Origin of the sequence: Leeuwenhoekiella sp. A16, from assembly GCF_047946675.1 — a bacterium.
Classification (GTDB): Bacteria; Bacteroidota; Bacteroidia; order Flavobacteriales; family Flavobacteriaceae; genus Leeuwenhoekiella.
Map to the genome: position 1 here is coordinate 3,328,973 of NZ_CP172313.1, position 19,285 is coordinate 3,348,257.

The 19,285-nt window shown below is 43.2% G+C and carries 16 protein-coding genes; 1 reads left to right on the forward strand and 15 read right to left on the reverse strand.

Going from position 1 to position 19,285, the window contains the following annotated elements:
- Positions 1 to 2: 2 nt before the first annotated feature.
- From ACH3O9_RS14575 to ACH3O9_RS14645, 15 genes are all read right to left on the reverse strand, one after another.
- Positions 3 to 1,232, reverse strand: a complete 1,230-nt coding sequence (locus ACH3O9_RS14575) for a TolC family protein (protein WP_416446706.1) — start codon at positions 1,230 to 1,232, stop codon at positions 3 to 5.
- Complete coding sequence (locus ACH3O9_RS14580; protein WP_416441696.1) at positions 1,232 to 5,059, reverse strand: efflux RND transporter permease subunit; 3,828 nt, start codon at positions 5,057 to 5,059, stop codon at positions 1,232 to 1,234. Before ACH3O9_RS14580 ends, ACH3O9_RS14575 begins: the two co-directional genes overlap by 1 nt.
- 135 nt (positions 5,060 to 5,194) lie before the next feature.
- Positions 5,195 to 5,611 carry an HYC_CC_PP family protein gene (locus tag ACH3O9_RS14585; protein ID WP_416441698.1) on the reverse strand — a complete coding sequence of 139 codons (417 nt, stop codon included), beginning with the start codon at positions 5,609 to 5,611 and terminating at the stop codon, positions 5,195 to 5,197.
- Positions 5,612 to 5,980: 369 nt separating this feature from the next.
- Positions 5,981 to 7,963 carry a heavy metal translocating P-type ATPase gene (locus tag ACH3O9_RS14590; protein WP_416441700.1) on the reverse strand — a complete coding sequence of 661 codons (1,983 nt, stop codon included), beginning with the start codon at positions 7,961 to 7,963 and terminating at the stop codon, positions 5,981 to 5,983.
- A gap of 7 nt (positions 7,964 to 7,970) precedes the next feature.
- Positions 7,971 to 8,870, reverse strand: coding sequence for a cation diffusion facilitator family transporter (locus ACH3O9_RS14595; protein WP_416441702.1), 900 nt, complete (start codon positions 8,868 to 8,870; stop codon positions 7,971 to 7,973).
- Positions 8,871 to 8,881: 11 nt separating this feature from the next.
- A complete protein-coding gene (locus ACH3O9_RS14600) occupies positions 8,882 to 9,238 on the reverse strand; it encodes an STAS/SEC14 domain-containing protein (RefSeq protein ID WP_416441704.1) in 357 nt (118 codons plus the stop codon).
- 13 nt (positions 9,239 to 9,251) lie between these two features.
- The gene (locus ACH3O9_RS14605; protein WP_416441706.1) at positions 9,252 to 9,428 is read right to left on the reverse strand and encodes a hypothetical protein; all 177 of its coding nucleotides are present in this window, start codon (positions 9,426 to 9,428) and stop codon (positions 9,252 to 9,254) included.
- Positions 9,429 to 9,547: 119 nt separating this feature from the next.
- Complete coding sequence (locus tag ACH3O9_RS14610) at positions 9,548 to 10,264, reverse strand: ZIP family metal transporter (RefSeq protein ID WP_416441708.1); 717 nt, start codon at positions 10,262 to 10,264, stop codon at positions 9,548 to 9,550.
- A 112-nt stretch (positions 10,265 to 10,376) separates the two neighbouring features.
- A complete protein-coding gene (locus tag ACH3O9_RS14615) occupies positions 10,377 to 10,805 on the reverse strand; it encodes a Fur family transcriptional regulator (RefSeq protein ID WP_416441710.1) in 429 nt (142 codons plus the stop codon).
- A 9-nt stretch (positions 10,806 to 10,814) separates the two neighbouring features.
- On the reverse strand, positions 10,815 to 11,231 hold the full coding sequence (locus tag ACH3O9_RS14620; protein ID WP_416441712.1) for a Fur family transcriptional regulator: 417 nt from the start codon (positions 11,229 to 11,231) through the stop codon (positions 10,815 to 10,817).
- A gap of 12 nt (positions 11,232 to 11,243) precedes the next feature.
- Positions 11,244 to 11,582, reverse strand: coding sequence for a P-II family nitrogen regulator (locus ACH3O9_RS14625; RefSeq protein WP_416441714.1), 339 nt, complete (start codon positions 11,580 to 11,582; stop codon positions 11,244 to 11,246).
- A gap of 115 nt (positions 11,583 to 11,697) precedes the next feature.
- Entirely contained in the window at positions 11,698 to 12,930 is a 1,233-nt protein-coding gene (locus tag ACH3O9_RS14630) for an efflux RND transporter periplasmic adaptor subunit (protein WP_416441716.1), read from the reverse strand.
- A gap of 11 nt (positions 12,931 to 12,941) precedes the next feature.
- The gene (locus ACH3O9_RS14635) at positions 12,942 to 17,405 is read right to left on the reverse strand and encodes a CusA/CzcA family heavy metal efflux RND transporter (protein ID WP_416441718.1); all 4,464 of its coding nucleotides are present in this window, start codon (positions 17,403 to 17,405) and stop codon (positions 12,942 to 12,944) included.
- 98 nt (positions 17,406 to 17,503) lie between these two features.
- Complete coding sequence (locus ACH3O9_RS14640) at positions 17,504 to 17,821, reverse strand: DUF6660 family protein (RefSeq protein ID WP_416441720.1); 318 nt, start codon at positions 17,819 to 17,821, stop codon at positions 17,504 to 17,506.
- A 76-nt stretch (positions 17,822 to 17,897) separates the two neighbouring features.
- The gene (locus tag ACH3O9_RS14645) at positions 17,898 to 18,269 is read right to left on the reverse strand and encodes a YkvA family protein (protein ID WP_416441722.1); all 372 of its coding nucleotides are present in this window, start codon (positions 18,267 to 18,269) and stop codon (positions 17,898 to 17,900) included.
- A 433-nt stretch (positions 18,270 to 18,702) separates the two neighbouring features.
- On the opposite strand from ACH3O9_RS14645, the gene ACH3O9_RS14650 reads away from it, so the two are divergent.
- Positions 18,703 to 19,272, forward strand: coding sequence for a phage integrase SAM-like domain and Arm DNA-binding domain-containing protein (locus ACH3O9_RS14650; protein ID WP_416441724.1), 570 nt, complete (start codon positions 18,703 to 18,705; stop codon positions 19,270 to 19,272).
- The last annotated feature ends 13 nt before the right edge of the window (positions 19,273 to 19,285 follow it).

Genomic DNA, 19,285 nt, shown 5'->3' on the forward strand with positions numbered 1-19,285 from the left:
TTTTATTTGGTTAAGTAGTTGATTATTGCAGATTGCACGAAATACATTTTGATGGATTCAATCTGGTTCATCTGAAACTTTAATTGCAGTTCCTGAATATCCAGTACATCATTAAAATCTATCGTTCCAGTTTCATAGGATTTCATTAAAATATCTTCGGCATCATTGGCCTGCTTTAAATTTTTTAATTGCGTTGCATAGCTTATCCTTGCTGAATTTCGGTTTTGAACGGCTTGTGCAAAAAGGGTCTTCAATTTATTTAAGCGGTCTTGTTTTTGTGCTTTTATTTCCTGCTGCCTCAATTCATTTTGCTTGGTGATCGAGCTGTATTTATTGTTGAATATGGGAACGGATATGGACAGCATAGGCATCAAAATGTCTTTTCCGTTGTCGCTGAAATTCATCGCGGGGCGTTCGGCAACGGGTATATAATCCAGCCCCACACCAATGTTGGGCAGGCTCTCTTTTTGATTGAGCGCTTCCGATTGTGCTATCGATTCAAACAACTTATCGTATTTTAAAATCTCTGGATGAAGTTTTAGACCTTCGGAAGAAAAGTTGGTGCTTTCTAAGGGAACAAACATCGTATCTACTACCGATATTGGTGATTTTTCGTCCTTGTTTAAAAGGTTATTGAATTGCGCTTTTTCAGCCAAAAAATCTTCTCCCAAAATTTCTTTTTGCTTTTCCAATTCATTTTTCCTGATCAGTAACCGCAGTACATCCACTGCGGAGGACTTCCCAACTTCAACCGAAGTAAGTGCCAAACTTTCGTAGGTTTCGAGCAATTGGATGTTTTGCTCCAAAACCTGCTGTTTGGCGGTAATGGCATATAGTTGATAATAGGATTGAGAAACAGAAAGGGCCAATTTTCGTTTGGCAATGGCAATTTCCACGTATTCTGCATCAGCCATTGAAGAAGCGTAATTTTCTCTTGCGGTAATCGTCCCGAACCAGGGCAGCATCTGTTTCACCGAAAAACGGGCACGCTGTGCCCCGGTACGGGTTTCGGGCTCACTTATAAAATAGCCTGCCCCAAATTCGGTATTGGGAAGCTCGTTTACCTCGTTCACTTTTTCTTCCGCAATGTTGTACCGTAACTTATAGGCTTGAATATCCGGGTTGTTGGATTCTGCCTCCTGAATGTAGGATTCCAGTTGTTGTGCTTCGGCAAAACCTCCACACAAAACACCAATAAGTATCAACACGATTTTATAGGCTCTTTTTTTCATCATCTAGAACTGTTTTTGGTTTTTCCTGAATTGCTTCTTATTGCTTTCTGCTTCCGCGAAAGCGCAGCTTCCTTTTTCCAACTGAATAATACGGGTACAATAAAATAGGAGGTAACGTCAATAATCATCCCGCCAAAACTTGGTATGGCCATTGGGATCATAATATCGCTTCCCCGGCCGGTGGAAGTTAAAACAGGCAAAAGAGCAAGTATGGTTGTCGCCGTGGTCATCAGGCAGGGACGGATGCGTTTTTGAGCGGCGAACAATGCAGATTCCCGGATGGCCGCTTTGTCGCTTGGCTCATTTTTATCAAAAGTTTGGGTGAGATAGGTGGCCATAACCACGCCGTCATCGGTCGCAATACCGAACAGGGCAATAAAACCTACCCAAACCGCCACACTTAAATTGATGGTTTTCATATTGAAAAGGTCCCTCAGGTTTTCCCCTAGGAAATTGAAATTGAAGAACCAATCCTGCCCATACAGCCAGATCATTATAAACCCGCCTGCAAAAGCCACCGCAATCCCTGTAAATACCATTAACGATGTTGATACAGAACGGAACTGAAAATAAAGAATCAAAAAGATAATGATGAGCGCCAGCGGGACTACGATCGATAAGGTTTTTTCTGCCCGGATCTGGTTTTCATAGGTTCCCGTAAATTTGTAATTTATCCCTTTGGGAACGGTCAGTTCGCCGTTATCGATCTTCTGTTGGATAAGGGCTTGGGCATTTTCCACCACGTTTGTTTCCGCAAAGCCATCCAGTTTATCAAAGAGGACATAGCCTACCAAAAATGTATCCTCACTTTTAATTACCTGTGGCCCTTTTTCATACCGGATATCAACCAATTCCCCAAGGGGCACCGGGTTTCCAGTGGAGACAGGAACATAAATATCTTTTAAATCCTCTGCATTACCACGAAGTTCCCTGGGGTACCGTACCCTAACGGCGTAGCGTTCCCTGCCTTCCACGGTCTGCGTTAAAGGCATCCCGCCCACGGCCACTTGAAGCACCTGCTGTACATCTTCAATGGAAATACCATACCGGGCAAGGCGTTCCCTTTTTATATCGATCAATAAATAAGGCTTGCCCACGATGCGGTCTGCAAAAACGGCCTCTTTTTTTACGCCTTCCGCCTGTTTTAAGATATCCTCCAATTTTAAACCAAAAGCTTCTATCTGTTTCAGGTCCTGCCCTTTTACCTTAATTCCCATTGGTGCCCTCATCCCGGTCTGTAACATTACCAAACGGGTCTCGATGGGCTGTAACTTGGGTGCCGAAGTGACGCCGGGAAGTTTGGTGACCTTTACAATCTCGTTCCAGATATCATCGGGGGATTGTATTTCCGGCCTCCAGTTGCGATAGAATTCCCCATCTTCATCGGGGATTAGACTTTCTGTATCAATAAGGAACGGATCTTCAATCTTAGCTTCTTTGTAATTTTCAGAATTTCTAACCTCATTGTTGGGATTGGTCACCAAGCCGCCATCTTTCAGGACAAAAAAGCCATCTTTGTTCACTTTATAGCGTTGGGGGCTTCCATCAGAATCCTCCATATATTCCGATTTATACTGAATAATATTTTCGTACATCGACAGGGGTGCGGGATCAAGTGCCGATTCGGTACGTCCAGATTTCCCTACTACGGTTTTTATCTCGGGGATGCCTGCAACGGCCATATCCAGTTGTTGTAATACCCTTTTATTTTCCGCTACCCCAGCGTGTGGCAGCGAGGTAGGCATTAACAGGAACGAACCTTCGTTGAGTGAGGGCATAAATTCCTTGCCGATATTGGTCATTATTAAAACACCCAGAACAAAAACGGTGGTAGGGATGCACAAAAACAATATTTTATTGCGCAAAGCCCACTTTAAAATGCGGGAATAAAAATGTTTAAATACCCAAAAAGCCGCCAAAAGACCAAAACAGATAATCCCTACAAAAAGGAGGTTGATCAAAATGCTACGGTCAAAGCCTAAGGGACGCCAATATTCCGCCAAAAGAAATATGATTGCTATTGCTGAAATAATCATATTAACAACATTTGTCCGTTTTTCAGAAAGCCACAATCTGTCCGAAACCCTCGATGCAATTTTATCGTCCTTTAAAAAACCTGTGATTCCGAAGGCTATCAGAACTAGGCCTAACCAATATCCAAAGACAATGGCAGTAATCCCCAAGAGCATCAAAAGACCATTTATGATATGACCGGTTGTTTTCCGAATGCTCTTTTTTCTGAACAAGAATGCGGCAAAGGGAGGAATTAGGAACAGGGCAACAATAATGGAAGCGGTAAGTGCCATCGTTTTGGTAAAGGCTAATGGGCGGAATAATTTCCCTTCGGCCCCTATCATTGTAAATACGGGAATAAAACTGATGATAGTGGTAAGCACCGCTGTAACAATCGCCCCTGAAACTTCGGCAGTAGCGTTATAGACGAGCGTGTTGATGGGTTGTCTTGTTTCACCGTTCAATACCCGCAGCTCTTCTTCATCTAAATACCTGATAATATTTTCGCAGAGGATCACGCCGACATCCACCATAGTACCAATGGCGATCGCAATTCCCGACAGCGCAACGATATTGGCATCCACATTAAAGAGCTTCATCGCAATAAAGACCATCAATACGGCCACCGGTAACAGTCCCGAAATAAGTATAGATGCCCGTAAATTGAAGACCATCACGATAATGACCAATATCGTTATCAATATTTCAAGGGTCAAGGCCTCATCAAGCGTACCCAAAGTTTCGTTTATTAGTTCCGTCCGGTCATAAAACGGAACAATGGTAAGTTGAGAAGTACGGCCGTCTTTCAATTCTTTGGAAGGTAAGCCCGAACTCAGTTCGTTTATTTTGTCTTTAACGTTGTTGATGACCTCCATCGGGTTTGCGCCATAACGTGCTACCACAACACCGCCGACCACTTCGGCACCTTCTTTGTCCAATATTCCGCGACGGGGAGCGGGTCCCAGGCTTACTCGGGCAATATCCTTCACCCTTATTGAGGTATAATCTTTGGAAGTGACCACTGCGTTTTCAATATCGGCCACCGATTTTACATAACCCAAACCACGCACCAGATATTCCGCTTGGTTGATTTCAAGCGTCTGCGCACCAATATCCTTGTTGCTTTCTTTTATTGCGCTTACGACATCGCCCAGACCAATGTTGTATTGCCGCATCTTTTCTGGATCTACATCTATTTGATATTCCTTTTGAAACCCTCCAATGGAGGCTACTTCTGAAACCCCGCTAGCAGAGGAAAGGGCATATTTCACATAATAGTCCTGAATGCTGCGCAGTTCCTGTAAATCCCAACCGCCGGTCACGTTTCCATCTTTGTCTCGCCCTTCTAAGGTGTACCAGTATATTTGCCCCAATCCGGTAGCATCTGGGCCCAAACTTGGGTTTACACCATCCGGTAACAAGCCGCTGGGCAGAGAATTGAGTTTTTCAAGGATACGGCTCCGGCTCCAGTAAAATTCAACGTCTTCATCAAAAATAATATAGATGCTGGAAAAGCCGAACATTGAGGAGCTGCGGATGGTCTTTACCCCGGGAATACCCAACAAACTAGTAGTTAGCGGATAGCTGATCTGATCTTCTATATCCTGTGGGGAACGTCCTTCCCATTTAGTGAATACGATTTGCTGGTTTTCGCCAATATCAGGGATGGCATCTACGGCAACGGGGTCTGTGGGAAGGAAACCAGTGTCCCAATTAAAAGGGGCGTTAACGATGCCCCAGCCTACGAAGATCGTAAGCATAAGAACAGCGATAAGTTTATTTTCTATGAGGAATTTTATACCCTTATTTAACATAGGTATTGATAATTAAACAGTTATACATTGAATAAAATCCTGATGGTATCAGAAAATTAAACACAACAAAATGAGCCCAAAATGGTAGGAACCACAGGGCTAATTTTCCCGATAATTATCGGGAACTGTTTAAAATCAAATTAAATAGGTCTCGTTTAATTCTTGCACATCCCTTATGAGATAGGGTGGCGTGTAATCTTTAAAAGGAATGACATTTTCATCCAATCCCTCAAAAAGGTTAATGTAAGTATAGAAAAAAGTGGCAACGAAAGCTTGTTGCTCAAAAGTTAGGTTGTTGAATGATGATTTTAATTCATTATAACCATCAATTGCTATTTGTGTATCAGAACAGCAAGGTTTCTCGGAGAAACCTTTTTCACAGCTTTTTTGAGGTTGTTGATTCTCCATTCCACAGGTCTTGACATTATGAAATAAAGAAAAATCAACTAATGAATCTCCACAATAATGTATATCTACCGCAAACGACATTGTAGTAAACAGCACAATAGATGCCATTAAAATAGATACTATTTTATTGAAGATTTTTTTCATTAATGCAAATTTACGAAAATTTAAGAATTTTAGTTGGTATTAACATTTTTTTAATCTTTTGACAGGATTATTTCATTATATGTTTCTATTCAATAACTTGGAAACAACATCCTCCCTCGGGGTTTTTCAAACTTTTGATTTTTCTTAAAAAAAATAAAAACTCATTTTTTTAAGTTATAACTACCAATACAATCAATGCTTATGAATATTCCCTTTTAGCACAAAAAAGTAAAGCAGAAATGAGGCTATGACCAGAAGGACAAGTACAATAATTCCCTTGACTTTATCTTTTTTTGTGATTTTGTTCTTAGCTGGTTTTTGAACTTTTTTCTTTCTTCTATTTCTTCTACTTTGAGACATTTTGTTGTACTATTTCCAATTCATTTTCTGTAAACGTATTGCATTGAGGATGGCCAAAAAAGCTACGCCAACATCGGCAAATACGGCCTCCCACATTGTAGCCATTCCGAAAGCACCTAAGATCATAACGGCAATTTTAACACCAAATGCCAAGGCAATATTCTGCCACACAATTTTTCTTGTAGATCGGCCAATCTTAATGGCCCGGGCAATTTTAGAAGGCTGGTCGGTCTGGATGATGACATCTGCGGTCTCAATGGCCACATCACTTCCCAAGCCCCCCATTGCCATACCTACATCGCTGGTTGCAAGTACAGGGGCATCGTTAATGCCATCGCCAATAAAAGCCACCGTAGTGCCGGTTTCTTTTTGAAGCCGCTCCACCTCGTTGAGCTTATCTTCGGGCAACAATCCGCCCATAGCAGTATCCACGCCCATTTCCCTACCAACCTCTTTGGTAATGGAATCCTTATCGCCAGAAAGCATTATGATTCTCGATATCCCCGCTTTACGGATTTGTTCGATTGCTTCGTGGGCATCTTCCTTCAATTCATCGGCAATGGTTACGTAGCCTGCAAAATGACTATCTATGGCAACTATTACAATAGATTCTACAATGCTTTCAGTTTCTTTAGGAACGCTGATATTGTTTGAGGTCATTAGTGCCTCATTACCCACTAAAACGGTTTTACCGTTTACGGTGCCTTTCAAGCCTTTTCCGGCAACCTCGGATACTTCGGAAGCTTCAAAATCCGCACCTTCGGCCTTATATTCCAATATCGCCTGGGCAATGGGATGAGTGGACTGTTCTTCCATCGCCATCAGATATTTCATAAATTCCGCTTCCGGGAAAGCATCATTATTGACAACATCCTTGATTTTAAACACGCCTTTGGTAACCGTTCCGGTCTTATCCATTACCACCGTGTTTACTTTGGTCATTGCATCGAGGAAGGATGCTCCCTTGAATAATATTCCATTTCGGGATGCGGCACCAAGGCCGCCGAAATATCCCAATGGAATCGAAACAACCAGGGCGCACGGACAAGAAATAACAAGGAAGATTAGGGCACGGTACAACCAATCTTCAAAGATGTAATTCTCGACAAATAGATAGGGTAAGAAGGTCAGTCCAATAGCAAGGAATACCACGATGGGGGTGTACACCCTCGCGAATTTTCGAATGAACAATTCAGTTTTTGATTTACGGGCAGTAGCGTTCTGTACCAGATCAAGGATACGGGCAATGGAACTGTCCTTGAATTCTTTTGTGGTCTCGATTTCGATTACCCCATCGAGATTGATGCTTCCGGCAAAAACCTTATCTCCTTTTGAAATGGTATCGGGTTTGCTTTCGCCGGTAATGGCAGCAGTATTGAGCGAAGCTTTTGCTGACAACAGTTTACCGTCCAAAGGGATTTTCTCGCCCACACGTACCTGAACCTTTTCACCAACCTCGACCGTTTCGGGGTTGACGGAAACAAAATCGCCGTCACGATATACCAAAGCTTCATTGGGTCGCACATCCAAAAGAGCCTTTATATTACCTTTCGCTTTTTTGACTGCAGCACTTTGGAAAAGTTCGCCGACCGCATAAAAAAGCATCACGGCCACGCCCTCGGGATATTCGCCTATGGCAAATGCCCCCAATGTTGCGATTGACATTAAAAGGAATTCGGTAAAGAAATCGCCGTTTTTTATACTTTTCCAACCTTCAATAATAACGGGAAACCCAACGGGAATATAGGCTACAACGTACCAAATTATTCGAACCCAACCCTTGAAAAATGGGAAGGCATCGAAAAAATCGATGGCAATACCCGCAATCAGCATTACAAAACTGAAAATAGCGGGTAGGTAAATCTTAAATTTTGATGTCTTTTTTGGACTGTTATGATTATTGCCATCATCCAGCCGCAGCTGGCGGGCGTGGCTATGTCCGCTGGAATGTTTCTGGGTATCGATATCCCTTAGATTTTGTTTTTTCTTCATCGTGATTTTATTCTTCCAAACCTTGATAGGGTTTATATTCTTTGTCCCCAAATTCTTTTTCGATTTGCAGGGTGGTATGCGTTATTTCAAATTTATCGTGCAATTGTTCCCGAATATCATAGATAAACTGATCCTCGTGCCCATCGGGAACGACCAAGTGGGTAGAAAGTGCGGTTTCCGTGGTGCTCATCGCCCAGATATGCAGATCGTGCACTTCTTCGACCCCTTTAATATCCATTAAGAATTTTTCCACTTCATCGATGTCGATGTTTTTGGGAACGGCATCGATGGCTATTTTTACGGAGTCCCTCAAAAGTCCCCAGGCACTGTATAAAATGACCAGTACAATGACCAAACTAAGCGCAGGGTCTATCCACGTTAAGCCCGTGTATTTAATGGCCAGACCGCCAAGCAGCACTCCTAAGGTTACCCCGGCATCGGCAGCCATATGTAAAAATGCCCCGCGTATGTTCAGATCGCCTTTTGAACCTTTCCAAAATAGGAAAGCCGTACCGGTGTTTACCACTAGGCCAATGGCCGCAACGATCATCACGAGATTGCCGGAAATCTCTGCCGGGTCCTGAAATTTTTGGATGGCGTCCCACGCAATCAATCCGGCCGCGGCAATAATGATGACGCCATTGATCATCGAGGCTAGAATGGTCGTTTTCCGTAAGCCATAGGTATATCTTTTTGAAGGCCTTTTTGTGGCTATTTTAATGGCCGCCCACGCCAGTATAAGGCTGAAAACATCGCTCGCGTTGTGGCCTGCATCCGCCAAGAGCGCGGAAGAATTTGCCACAAATCCGTAGTAGAGTTCTACTGCAACATAAATTGTATTTAAGGCTATGCCTATGCCAAAAGCTTTTCCGTAGTTCTGTGAACCGTGTGAATGATCGTGTGCCATAATTATCTATTTTATTTTTTTATCCACTTTTTAGCTGTTTTCCTATCTTCCAAACCAAAATAGTTGATCTCCGCGTTCGTAAATGGTTTCATAAATTGGGTAATCCAATCCTGCCATTTTTTGTTGCCCACCATCGCTATTTTTTCATAATCTTTTGCGTGGGCCGTGTCCATTTTCAGGTCTTCCCATAATCCGGGAAAATCCCAGCCCGTAAAATCCTCCATTTCAAAATACCAGCGAACTTTCATTCCCTTGTCGAGTATGGCGTGGATAAGCGGATGGATTTTTTCTATATCCTCTTTTCCCAATTTGCCCGAAGCTTTTGTTGCAATGATATTTTTTTCTTGTAATTCGATTATCTGTAACATATAGATTGTTTTTTTATCCTTCTAAATCGTAAAACCATTCTTCAGCTTGTTTGATAGCCTCGGCGATAGCTTTTTTTTCCGTATAATTTTCATTTAACACCAATTGCTCGGCAATTTCCAATGCCTTTTTCCTAACAGGGGGATTCAGGGAATCCAGATCAGTTTTAAAATCTTCGAACATCGAGTCCATCTTATTGCGTTATTATTTTGAACGATATGGCAAATTTTTCCTTTTTCCACCTCCGTTTTAAAACCAGATTTATATTAGCTACTTCATATTCATTAGGGAGGCCTTCGTGAGGTATTTCATCAACCTCCCGGAAGTAGCATAAACAACAAGAAGCCTCCGAAGAAAGCAGCGGTCAACCAAATGGTTTGCCTACCTTCGTGCGCTTCTACCAACAATTCTTCTGTAACTAGATACAATAAGGCCGCCAATCCAAAGGCCAAAATTATTTCCAGAAAACCTGCCGAAACTCCCGCCAATAGGGCAGCACTCAATAGCGTGCTTCCAAAAACCAGAATAGATAGCCCAAGTATGGTAACTATTGTTTTTTTGCTGTTGATATTAGCGTTTCCCAAAGTGATTGAGGTGGCCATTCCCAATGAAAGCAATTCCACAGAAATTGCCACCGCTAAAAAAATCCCGGTCTCTTGATTGGCCACAAAGCCAATGCCCATAAGCACCCCGTCGATCAACAAGTCAATTGCGATTATCAGTACAAAAGCTGTGGGAAACCCGGTTTTGTTCTTTTGCCCTTTTTTGGGTTCTAAAAAGTACCGTATCCCCAGCATTAAAAGTACACCTGCCCCAAAACCGATGGCAATTTCCGGTACGTCGTGCTTCTTCATAATTTCTGGAAGAATTTCAACTGAAACAACCGAGAAAATCACTCCGGCGGCAAAATGCAGGATAGCACTCCGCACCTGGGCGTTTGGCTTTTTTAAAATGGAAACGATTCCACCCACCAATAGCGCAATTGGGGCAATAGCACCATAAATCAAAATGTTTGAATAATTTTCCACCGGTTTCTTGTTTATACCTGATTAATTTCTAACAAAATATTCTTTTCGTTTTTCAAATTTATAATGTGTATCATCCTACTTGTTTTTTTGATCTGATTCACCGATCCTATCTTTAAAGGCTTCCGCTTTTTTTACATTTTGTACATACGCCTTTTAAAACCAAATTCACATCGTTTATTCCGTACTTATCAGGCAAGCTATCTGGGTTTACTTTATCGGGCAAACAGAATGTGTTGCCACAATGGGTACAATGAAAATGTAGGTGCAAATCCAAACCTTCTTCATTGGAGACCGCATATTTGGCGATTGCTGTTCCCACATCTATTTGATGTACTACGCCCTTCTCTTGAAATAGTTTTAGGGTTCTATAAATTGTTGTTCTATCCGCAGTTTTATTGTTATCACTTTTTTTGATAAAAGCCGTTTCTATTTCTTTCAGGGTTACGGCATAAAACTTTCTATTGAGGTATTTATAAATAGCTAACCTCATTTCCGTGGGCCTAATCCCTTTACTTTTGAGTATTTTTTCGGCTTTGTTCATCGTTGAAAATTAAACGGCACTACATTTTTCGCATATGCCTTTAACAACCAAATTGACATTTTCGGCCATATATCCTTCCGGCAGGTTAATGTGGGGTATTTTATGATCGGTCAAACAAATCGTCTCATCACAGTTGGTACAATGAAAATGAATATGCAGATCCTGATCTACTTCACAATTGCACCCGCTTTCACAGAGGGCATATTTGGGTATGCCGGTGCCATCGTCTATTTGATGCACAATTCCGTTGGTTTCAAAGGTTTTAATGGTACGGGACAATGTGGCACGATCAGCTTTTACAAAAGCGTTCACAATCTCGGTCAGCGTTACGGCCCTTTCCATTTTATCCATAAACCTGTATATCAAGATGCGCATCGCCGTGGGACGTACCTTATGACTACTTAGAAGTTTTTCAATGTCGCTCATCTTAGATGGGTTTTATTTCTGGGGTTGCTTTATCGATTTTCCCGTTTTGATTTGAAAGGCGTCCTCTACATTACTCAGATAGATAATCCCGTCACCAGGGGTCGGCGTTTTCCCGTTTTCTAAGATAATATCAATGGCACTTTTCGCTTCTTCGTTTTGGCACACCAGTTCCAGTTTGACCACCGGGCTATCGGTAATATGAAAATCCAAAGATGGGGAAGCTCCTTTAGCCTTGAATTTGCCCGTACCTTCGCCCTGGGATAGGGTCATACTTTTAAATCCGGCATCACTTAATGCCTCAATTGTTTTTTGTACCCTGTTGGGCTTTATAAATGCTTTTATTTCTTTCATTTTTTTAAATTTTATCGGTTATACTATCAAATGTATTAAAAAACCGGACTTACCAAACTCTTTACTAACCACTTGACAAACAGTATTTGGCAAGCCCGGCTATAAAATATCAAATTTAATCGTCGTGACCTGTTTCGCCTTTCTTCATTTCCGAGATCAGGTAATAGGCCTTGTTCCAAACTACCATTTGCCCTTTTTCCAGCGGCTGTAGCAATTTGATCTCCATCCAGCCATCATCTGCCTGACCGGTTACGACTTTTAAAGGGCTCAACGTCCATTCTTCCTCGCCACCTTCGTTCATTTTTTTGGCTGTAAAAATGTATGGCTCGCCATCCTCGGTAATGATCGCCTCTTCGGGGAGCGCGGTCACCTTGTTTTCGGAAGCGGCTATCTTACCCGTAAGGTACATCCCCGGAAACAGATTGCCTTGTTTGTTCTCGATTTCGGCGTGTACGTGAACCGCTTTGGGGTTCTGTTCGAATGTTTTCCCTACTGAATAAATTTTTGCACTCAGATCGGATTCGGGAAGGGATTCGATATTAAATTCCACCGTCTGTCCCTCTTTAACCTTGCTGACGTCCTTTTCATATACCATAAGGTCGGCGTGGATATGTTCGGTATTCACGATCTCGAACATTTCGGTCTGTTGTTGTACAAACTGCCCTACCTTGATATTCACTTTTTCCACATAACCGTTGATTGGGCTTACCACGGGAACTTGGCTATATACATTCCCGTTCCTAATGCGGTCCAGACTAACCCCAAATAAGCGTAATTGGGATTCCAGTCCCTTGACCATCCCCTTCATACTGTTGTATTCCGATTCGGTTTCCTGAAATTTTCTTCCGGAAGCCACTTCGGCATCGTACAAGCGTTTTTGACGGTCATATTCCTTATTTAAAAAGTTCATCCGGTTATAGGCATTGGAATAATCGGTCTGCAATTTGATAAGATCGGGATGGCTCAAATATCCCAGAATGCTCCCTTTGCTTACCTTATCGCCCTCGATGACCTTTATGCTCGTCACGTTGGCCCCAATAATGGCGGTAACGGCAGCTTCATTTTGCGGGGGCACTTCCAGTTGGCCATTCGCCTCCACAAGTCCTGTCAGGCTTTTGGTGGGCAGGCTGTCCACCTTCAATCCCATCGCTTCAAACTTTTGTTGGGACAGGTGCAGTTTTTTACCTTCCAAGCCTGCGCTTTCTTCCTGATGCTCGCCACCATTTTCGGCAGAAGCTGTTTCGTTGTGGTCTTCTTGCCCGCTTTCAGCGGTTTTTTCCTGTTTACAGGAACTTAAACTGAATAGGATCAGGGCTGCGTAAAAAATCGATTTTATATTGAAATTCATAGTTTCTGTCTTTATTGTTTAGCGGAATTGAGGAAAAATTCCAGTTCGTATTTTGATCTCAGATAATTGTTAAGTGCGTCCCAGGACTTGCTCTGGATGCCTATGGCGTCGCGTACCGTTTGCAGAAAGGTGGTATAATCGATACCCCCCTCTTTATAGGCAAAAACCGCCCCGTCCCGTTGCTCTTTGGCAAGCGGAAGGGCTTCCTGTTCATAATACTGCCAAGACTCCAGCCATTTTAGATAGTCCTGTTGCAGGTCCTGATATTTTGAATTGACCTGAAGCTGTTTTTCCTTAAAATTCTGCTCCGCAATCTGGGTTTGTATTTTGGCCGATTGCACCTGCCCCAGTTCAGGGCCGAAAAAGAGCGGAATGGAAATCCCAACCTGAAAGTTGAAAAATCCGTTCTGTCCCGCAATTTTCTGCCGCCCATATTGTGCGTTGAACTTTGGGAAAAACGCTTTGGTGCTGAGATTACGCTCGGCATCGGCCACCTCGATCTGCCGCTCATAATATTGCAGCATCGGGTGGCTCACAATCGAATCCTTGCGCTGTAGTATGGGCGTGTCCATTTCATCTACACCTGCATCCGCAACGGTATAGGGCGTATCGCTTACCAGCCAAAGGTTCAGTCTCTGCAGGTTGCCCAGATAATCCCGATATACCTGCATTTTCTGAAGGCTTACCTGCCGGGCCTGATTGGTGGCGGCCAAATATTCCAGCTTCGAGGAAGCCTCGGTCTCATAACGGATACGCGCCGCCCGTTCAAAATCGCTAAAAATGGAATCGAGTTCCACATACAATTGGTACTTCCGTTTGGAAGTGTAGGCATCACCCCAGGCCTTGCTCACTTCCCGTTCCACTTGAAGGGAGGTTAGATCGAGTGCCGTTTCACTTAGGGCAATTTTCTCATTTTGCACCCTATTTTTGGCACCGATACTGAACACATCGATATTCTGCTGCTGGACGCCAATGGTTTGATAGATACCTTCATCGCTTGTACCATTGTCCGGCAGTTCTTCGCCACCGGTAAAAATTTGGGTGGTCCCAAGATCCCAGGCGGTTTTTTTCAGGGCCTCCTGGTTCTCGACTTCCAGTTGGGCCGCTTTCAATTTGGGATAGTTCGCTTGGGCCCTTTCTACTGCGTCCTGTAAAGAAATTGGGGTAAACCCTTGTTCAACTTTCAGGCTGTCCTGTCGGGGCGCATTTTGCTGGGGGCTATCCAGCGTTTGCGCACTTGCACTTGCCGGGATGGCCATTGATCCAAGACCCAATAAAACGGCGATCAGGGCAGGGTTTATGGCAACTTTACCCGATTTTCCGTTGTTGTTTTTTCCCGTTTTTTCCACAAAACTGTACAAAATGGGCACAACGATCAGCGTAAGCAAGGTTGCGGTTATCAATCCGCCAATGACCACCGTGGCCAAAGGCCGCTGTACCGAAGCACCCGCCCCGTGGGAAAGTGCCATCGGGAAAAAGCCCATTATCGCGGCCAAAGCCGTCAATAAAATGGGACGGATCCGTTCCTGTGTCCCTATTAAAATACGTTCCTGTATGTCCATAACCCCTTCTTCTTTTAATGAATTCAACCTACTGATGAGCACCAGCCCGTTCAGTACCGCTACCCCGAAGAGTACGATAAAACCAACTCCCGCGGAGATACTAAAGGGCATCCCACGTATGGCAAGCGCGAAAATCCCCCCAATTGCTGCTAGAGGCACGGCCATATAGATCATAATGGATTGTGAGAAAGAGCCCAGCGCAAAATAGAGCAATAGGAAAATAAGTGCCAGGGCGATGGGCACTACGATCATTAAACGGTCTTTCGCCCGTTGCAGGTTTTCAAAAGCACCGCCGTATTCAATATGGTAGCCGGGCGGCAGGTCTAATTGCTCATCCATTTTTGTCTGGATATCGTGCACCATTGATTCTACATCCCGGCCCCGTACGTTCACCCCTACGTAAATCCTTCGGGAGGTATTGTCCCGGGAAATCTGCATCGGGCCTGGCCGGTAACTGATATCGGCCACCTCTTTTATGGGGATCTGGTTTCCGCCGGGCAGGTCGATCAAGAGGTTTTTTAGATTATCGATGCTTTGGCGATGTTCCTCATCCAAACGCACCACCATATCAAAGCGCTTTTCGCCCTCAAAGATGACCCCTGCGGAACTTCCCGCAAAAGCGGTACTTACATATTGGTTGAGTTTTTGGATATTCAAACCATATTGGGCTACTTTTCTTCGGTTAAAACGAACCGTCATCTGCGGCAGTCCCGAGGTGGCCTCCAGGTTTACATCACCCGCACCGGGAACCGTTTTGATGATATTGGCCATTTGTGCGGCCTTTTCAGTTAAAACATCCAGATCTTCACCGTATAATTTGATGGCCACATCTTCCCGAACACCCGTAAGCAGTTCGTTGAAACGCAGTTCCACGGGCTGACTAAAAACGAAGTTGACCCCGGGAACGACCGATAATTTTTCTTTGATTTTTTCTATCAATTCCTCTTTTGTTTCCGCCGAAGTCCAATTATCCTTGTTCTTGTCCAAAATAATGTAGGTGTCCGCAATATCCATCGGCATCGGGTCGGTGGGGATATCAGCGACCCCAATTTTAGCTATCATTGTTTCCACTTCGGGGAAGTTGTCAAGAATAATATTTTCAATTTTCTTTGAGGTTTCAATCGATTCACTTAATGCACTTCCGGGCCTAAAAAGCGCCTGCATCGCGATATCCCCTTCATCGATGCTCGGTATAAATTCCCCGCCCATTCTGCTGAAGGTAAATCCGGCACCTCCCAACAATAGGACCGCAACCACTAAAATTATAATGCGGTGGTTCAAGGATTTTAGGATAACAGGCCGATAACCGTTGTTGATTCGCGTCATCATCCCGTTACTGAAGCCCGAGATTTTATCTTCCACTTTATGGAACCAGTTTTTCTTTTTAGTGGCCGGCTTCATCGTAAGCGATGTGATCATCGGAACATACGTAAGGCAAAGGATAATCGCGCCGAGCACGGCAAAGCCAAAAGTAAAGGCCATAGGGCGGAACATCTTGCCTTCGACCCCGGTCAGGAATAAAATGGGGGTAAATACGATTAGGATAATGATCTGCCCAAAAAAGGCTGAATTCATTACGGTACTACTTGCGTCATAGACCACTTCGTCCATTTGTGGCTGGTCAAATTTCTGTTTCCCGGCCTTGATCCGTTTTTCAATCTCGTGTACCGTTCCCTCTACAATGATCACGGCACCATCGACAATGATACCGAAGTCGATCGCCCCGAGGGACATCAGGTTGGCCCAGACCCCAAAAGCTTTCATCAAAATAAAGGCGAACAAGAGCGAGAGAGGTATTAGCGAAGCGGTAACCAAGCCTCCACGGAAACTTCCCAATAAAAAGACTAGTACAAAAATGACGATCAAAGCGCCTTCCACAAGATTTTTTTCAATAGTTGCCGTAGTCCTTCCTATGAGTTCACTTCGATCTAAAAAGGGAACGATCTTGAGTCCTTCCGGTAGCGATTTTTGCACTTCTTTTATTCGTTGTTTAACGGTGTTTACCACTGCATTTGGATTATCGCCCCGTAGCATTAAAATCACCCCGCCAACGGCTTCGTGGCCATCCTGGGTAAAGGCACCGTAGCGCACCTGGCTCCCAAAATGTACTTTTTCGGCAACGTCTTTCACTAAAATGGGCAGGCCATTTTCGTTTTTGATCACGATCTGGCGGATGTCGTCCAGCGAACGTGCCAAACCTTCCCCACGGATGAAATTGGCCATTTTGTTCTTTTCGATGTAAGCGCCCCCGGTATTCACATTGTTTTCCTGTAGGGCATCAAAGACTTCTGTCATTGTTACATCCATCGCGTTCAATTTGGCGGGATCGATAGCTATTTCATATTGCTTGATCTTTCCGCCAAAGGCATTGACTTCCACAACACCTTCCGTTAGGGCCAATTGGCGTTTTACGATCCAGTCCTGTATGGTCCGCAACTCGGTAGGGGAATATTTGTCCTCGTAGCCTTCTTTGGCTTTAAGGGTATATTGATAGATTTCCCCCAGTCCGGTAGTGATCGGCCCCATTCCGGGGCTACCGAACTGTTCGGGGATCTCGGATTTGACTTCGTTGAGTTTTTCAGAGACCAGTTGGCGGGGCAGATAGGTACCCATATCGTCCTTAAATACAATGGTCACCACCGAAAGTCCAAAACGGGAGACAGAGCGTATTTCATTAACGCCCGGTAGGTTGGCCATCGCCAACTCTACGGGATAGGTTACAAATTGCTCGATGTCTTCGGTGGCCAAGTTGGGCGATTGTGTGATAACCTGTACCTGGTTATTGGTAATATCGGGCTGTGCGCCCAGGTTAATGGTGGACATTGAATAGACGCCCACTCCCACGAGTGCGAGTACCATCAGTCCCACGATAAGCTTGTTCCGAATGGAAAAAGCGATGATTTTATTGATCATAAAAGTTAAGGATTTAATTCAGTTTTTGGAATGTAAAAGAGTGGCCAAAAGAATCTTGACCTGTCGAAAAAGGATATAGCTATCCTATAAAAACTGAATTAAACTCTTGGAGGATCTAAAAGGGACGAAATAGGTTCTTCGCCCAAACTATCAAAATGAAGGAAAACCTTAGAAGATATTTCTGAATTAATTAGCTTAAAATTCGCTGAAGAAAATTCAACCGTATGCACGTGACAGCAATGGCAGGTACAGAAAGGGGGGCAAGTATCTGAAAGGCTATGGTTATGATCCAAATTTGAAGCAGCAACTACCTCAGTTTGAGAATTATCGGAAACCACATCCGCACTAACATCAGTACAAGGCAACGCGTTGAGCGTTAAAATGTACAGACCAAATATGAATGTTAATAATTTCACGTTGCAAAGATAACAAAATTGTGATGCACAGGGTGTGCAAAGGTCAGTGGACAGTTTTTTTGTTACATCAGCTATTTCAAAAATTGAAATAATTGTGAGATATCCAAAAAACAATGAGCGACCAAAAAAGTATGATAATTCCCCCGATTAACCAGCTTTTTCTTTTGTTCCAGTTATAATCCTTTGCCTTTCTAAGACACTCCGCTTTTACAGCTTCGGGAATAAGACTTATGGCGAAATAAATGCCGATGGGCAATAGGATAAGATCGTCCAGATACCCGATTACCGGGATAAAATCGGGTATTAAATCTATGGGGCTCAATGCGTAGGCGATAATCAAAAAAATCATCGCATTTGCATACCAGGGTGTTCGTTTATCCCTGGATGCCAAGTGCAGCATAACTAGTTGCTGCTTTAGTTTTTTTGCCCAGGCTTTTAGTTTTTTCATAATTATACCAGAGGTATTCAGATGCTAAGAGATTAGCATACACAAAAATAGACAGCAAATAAAATTTGAAGGTATTTATTGTTTTTTAGTTTAAGATATTCATATATCTTTGTTTCCACGAATAAAATCGAGGCAAAGGTTACCTATTCGGTTACCTCGTTTTATTGAAATAACATAAGTGTCTGGTTATTAAAATATTGTCTAGTGGCAAGTTAGTTCTGCCACCCCGACGAATCACTTTAAGGTGATGTTTAAACCCTGTAGATTATAAGATCTGCAGGGTTTTTTGTTTTTAGGGAAATTAATAGAATTTGATATAATATCATATAATATGTTTCCGATTCGGTGACCTCTAAAAAAAGGGCCTGATATCGCCCAAACGCTGATTTGACTTTCGTTTTCACGCATTGTGTTAATTTGAAAACGAAGAATTATGAAAAATCCGGTGACCTTTGGGATTACTATTTTTCCAAAATCCAACAAGGCTAAAAGTGGTAAGGCACCTCTTTATGCCAGGATCACTTTAAATAGTGAGCGTATTGAACTCAGTCTGCAACGCAGGATTACCTTAGCCTTATGGGATGAACGTAAGAGTCGCCTACGGGGAAGTAGTGCGGAAAGTATTCAGGTCAACAAATCGACAGGATTTATCAAGTCTATGAGTCCTTCCGCCAATTGCAGGATGAAAACAAGTGCAATAAAGGGAAGGTATTTGAGGGTTGATGATAACTCTCAAAAGCTTTCAGATATTCCTGACTACCATACATTGAATATGCAAGCGGTATTAAAGCCAGGAACGATGAAGAACTATCGCACTACTGAAAACTACCTCTATGAATTCTTAGGTATTCAGATGAAATTAACTGATATCTATCTAAAACAGATCAATTATGGGTTTATTCTGGATTTTGAACATTTTCTGCGAACCTACAAATCTAAATCCCACCGGCCTTCTCCGACAAATAACGGAGTGATGAAACATCTGGAACGCTTTAAAAACTAATAATACACGCTCG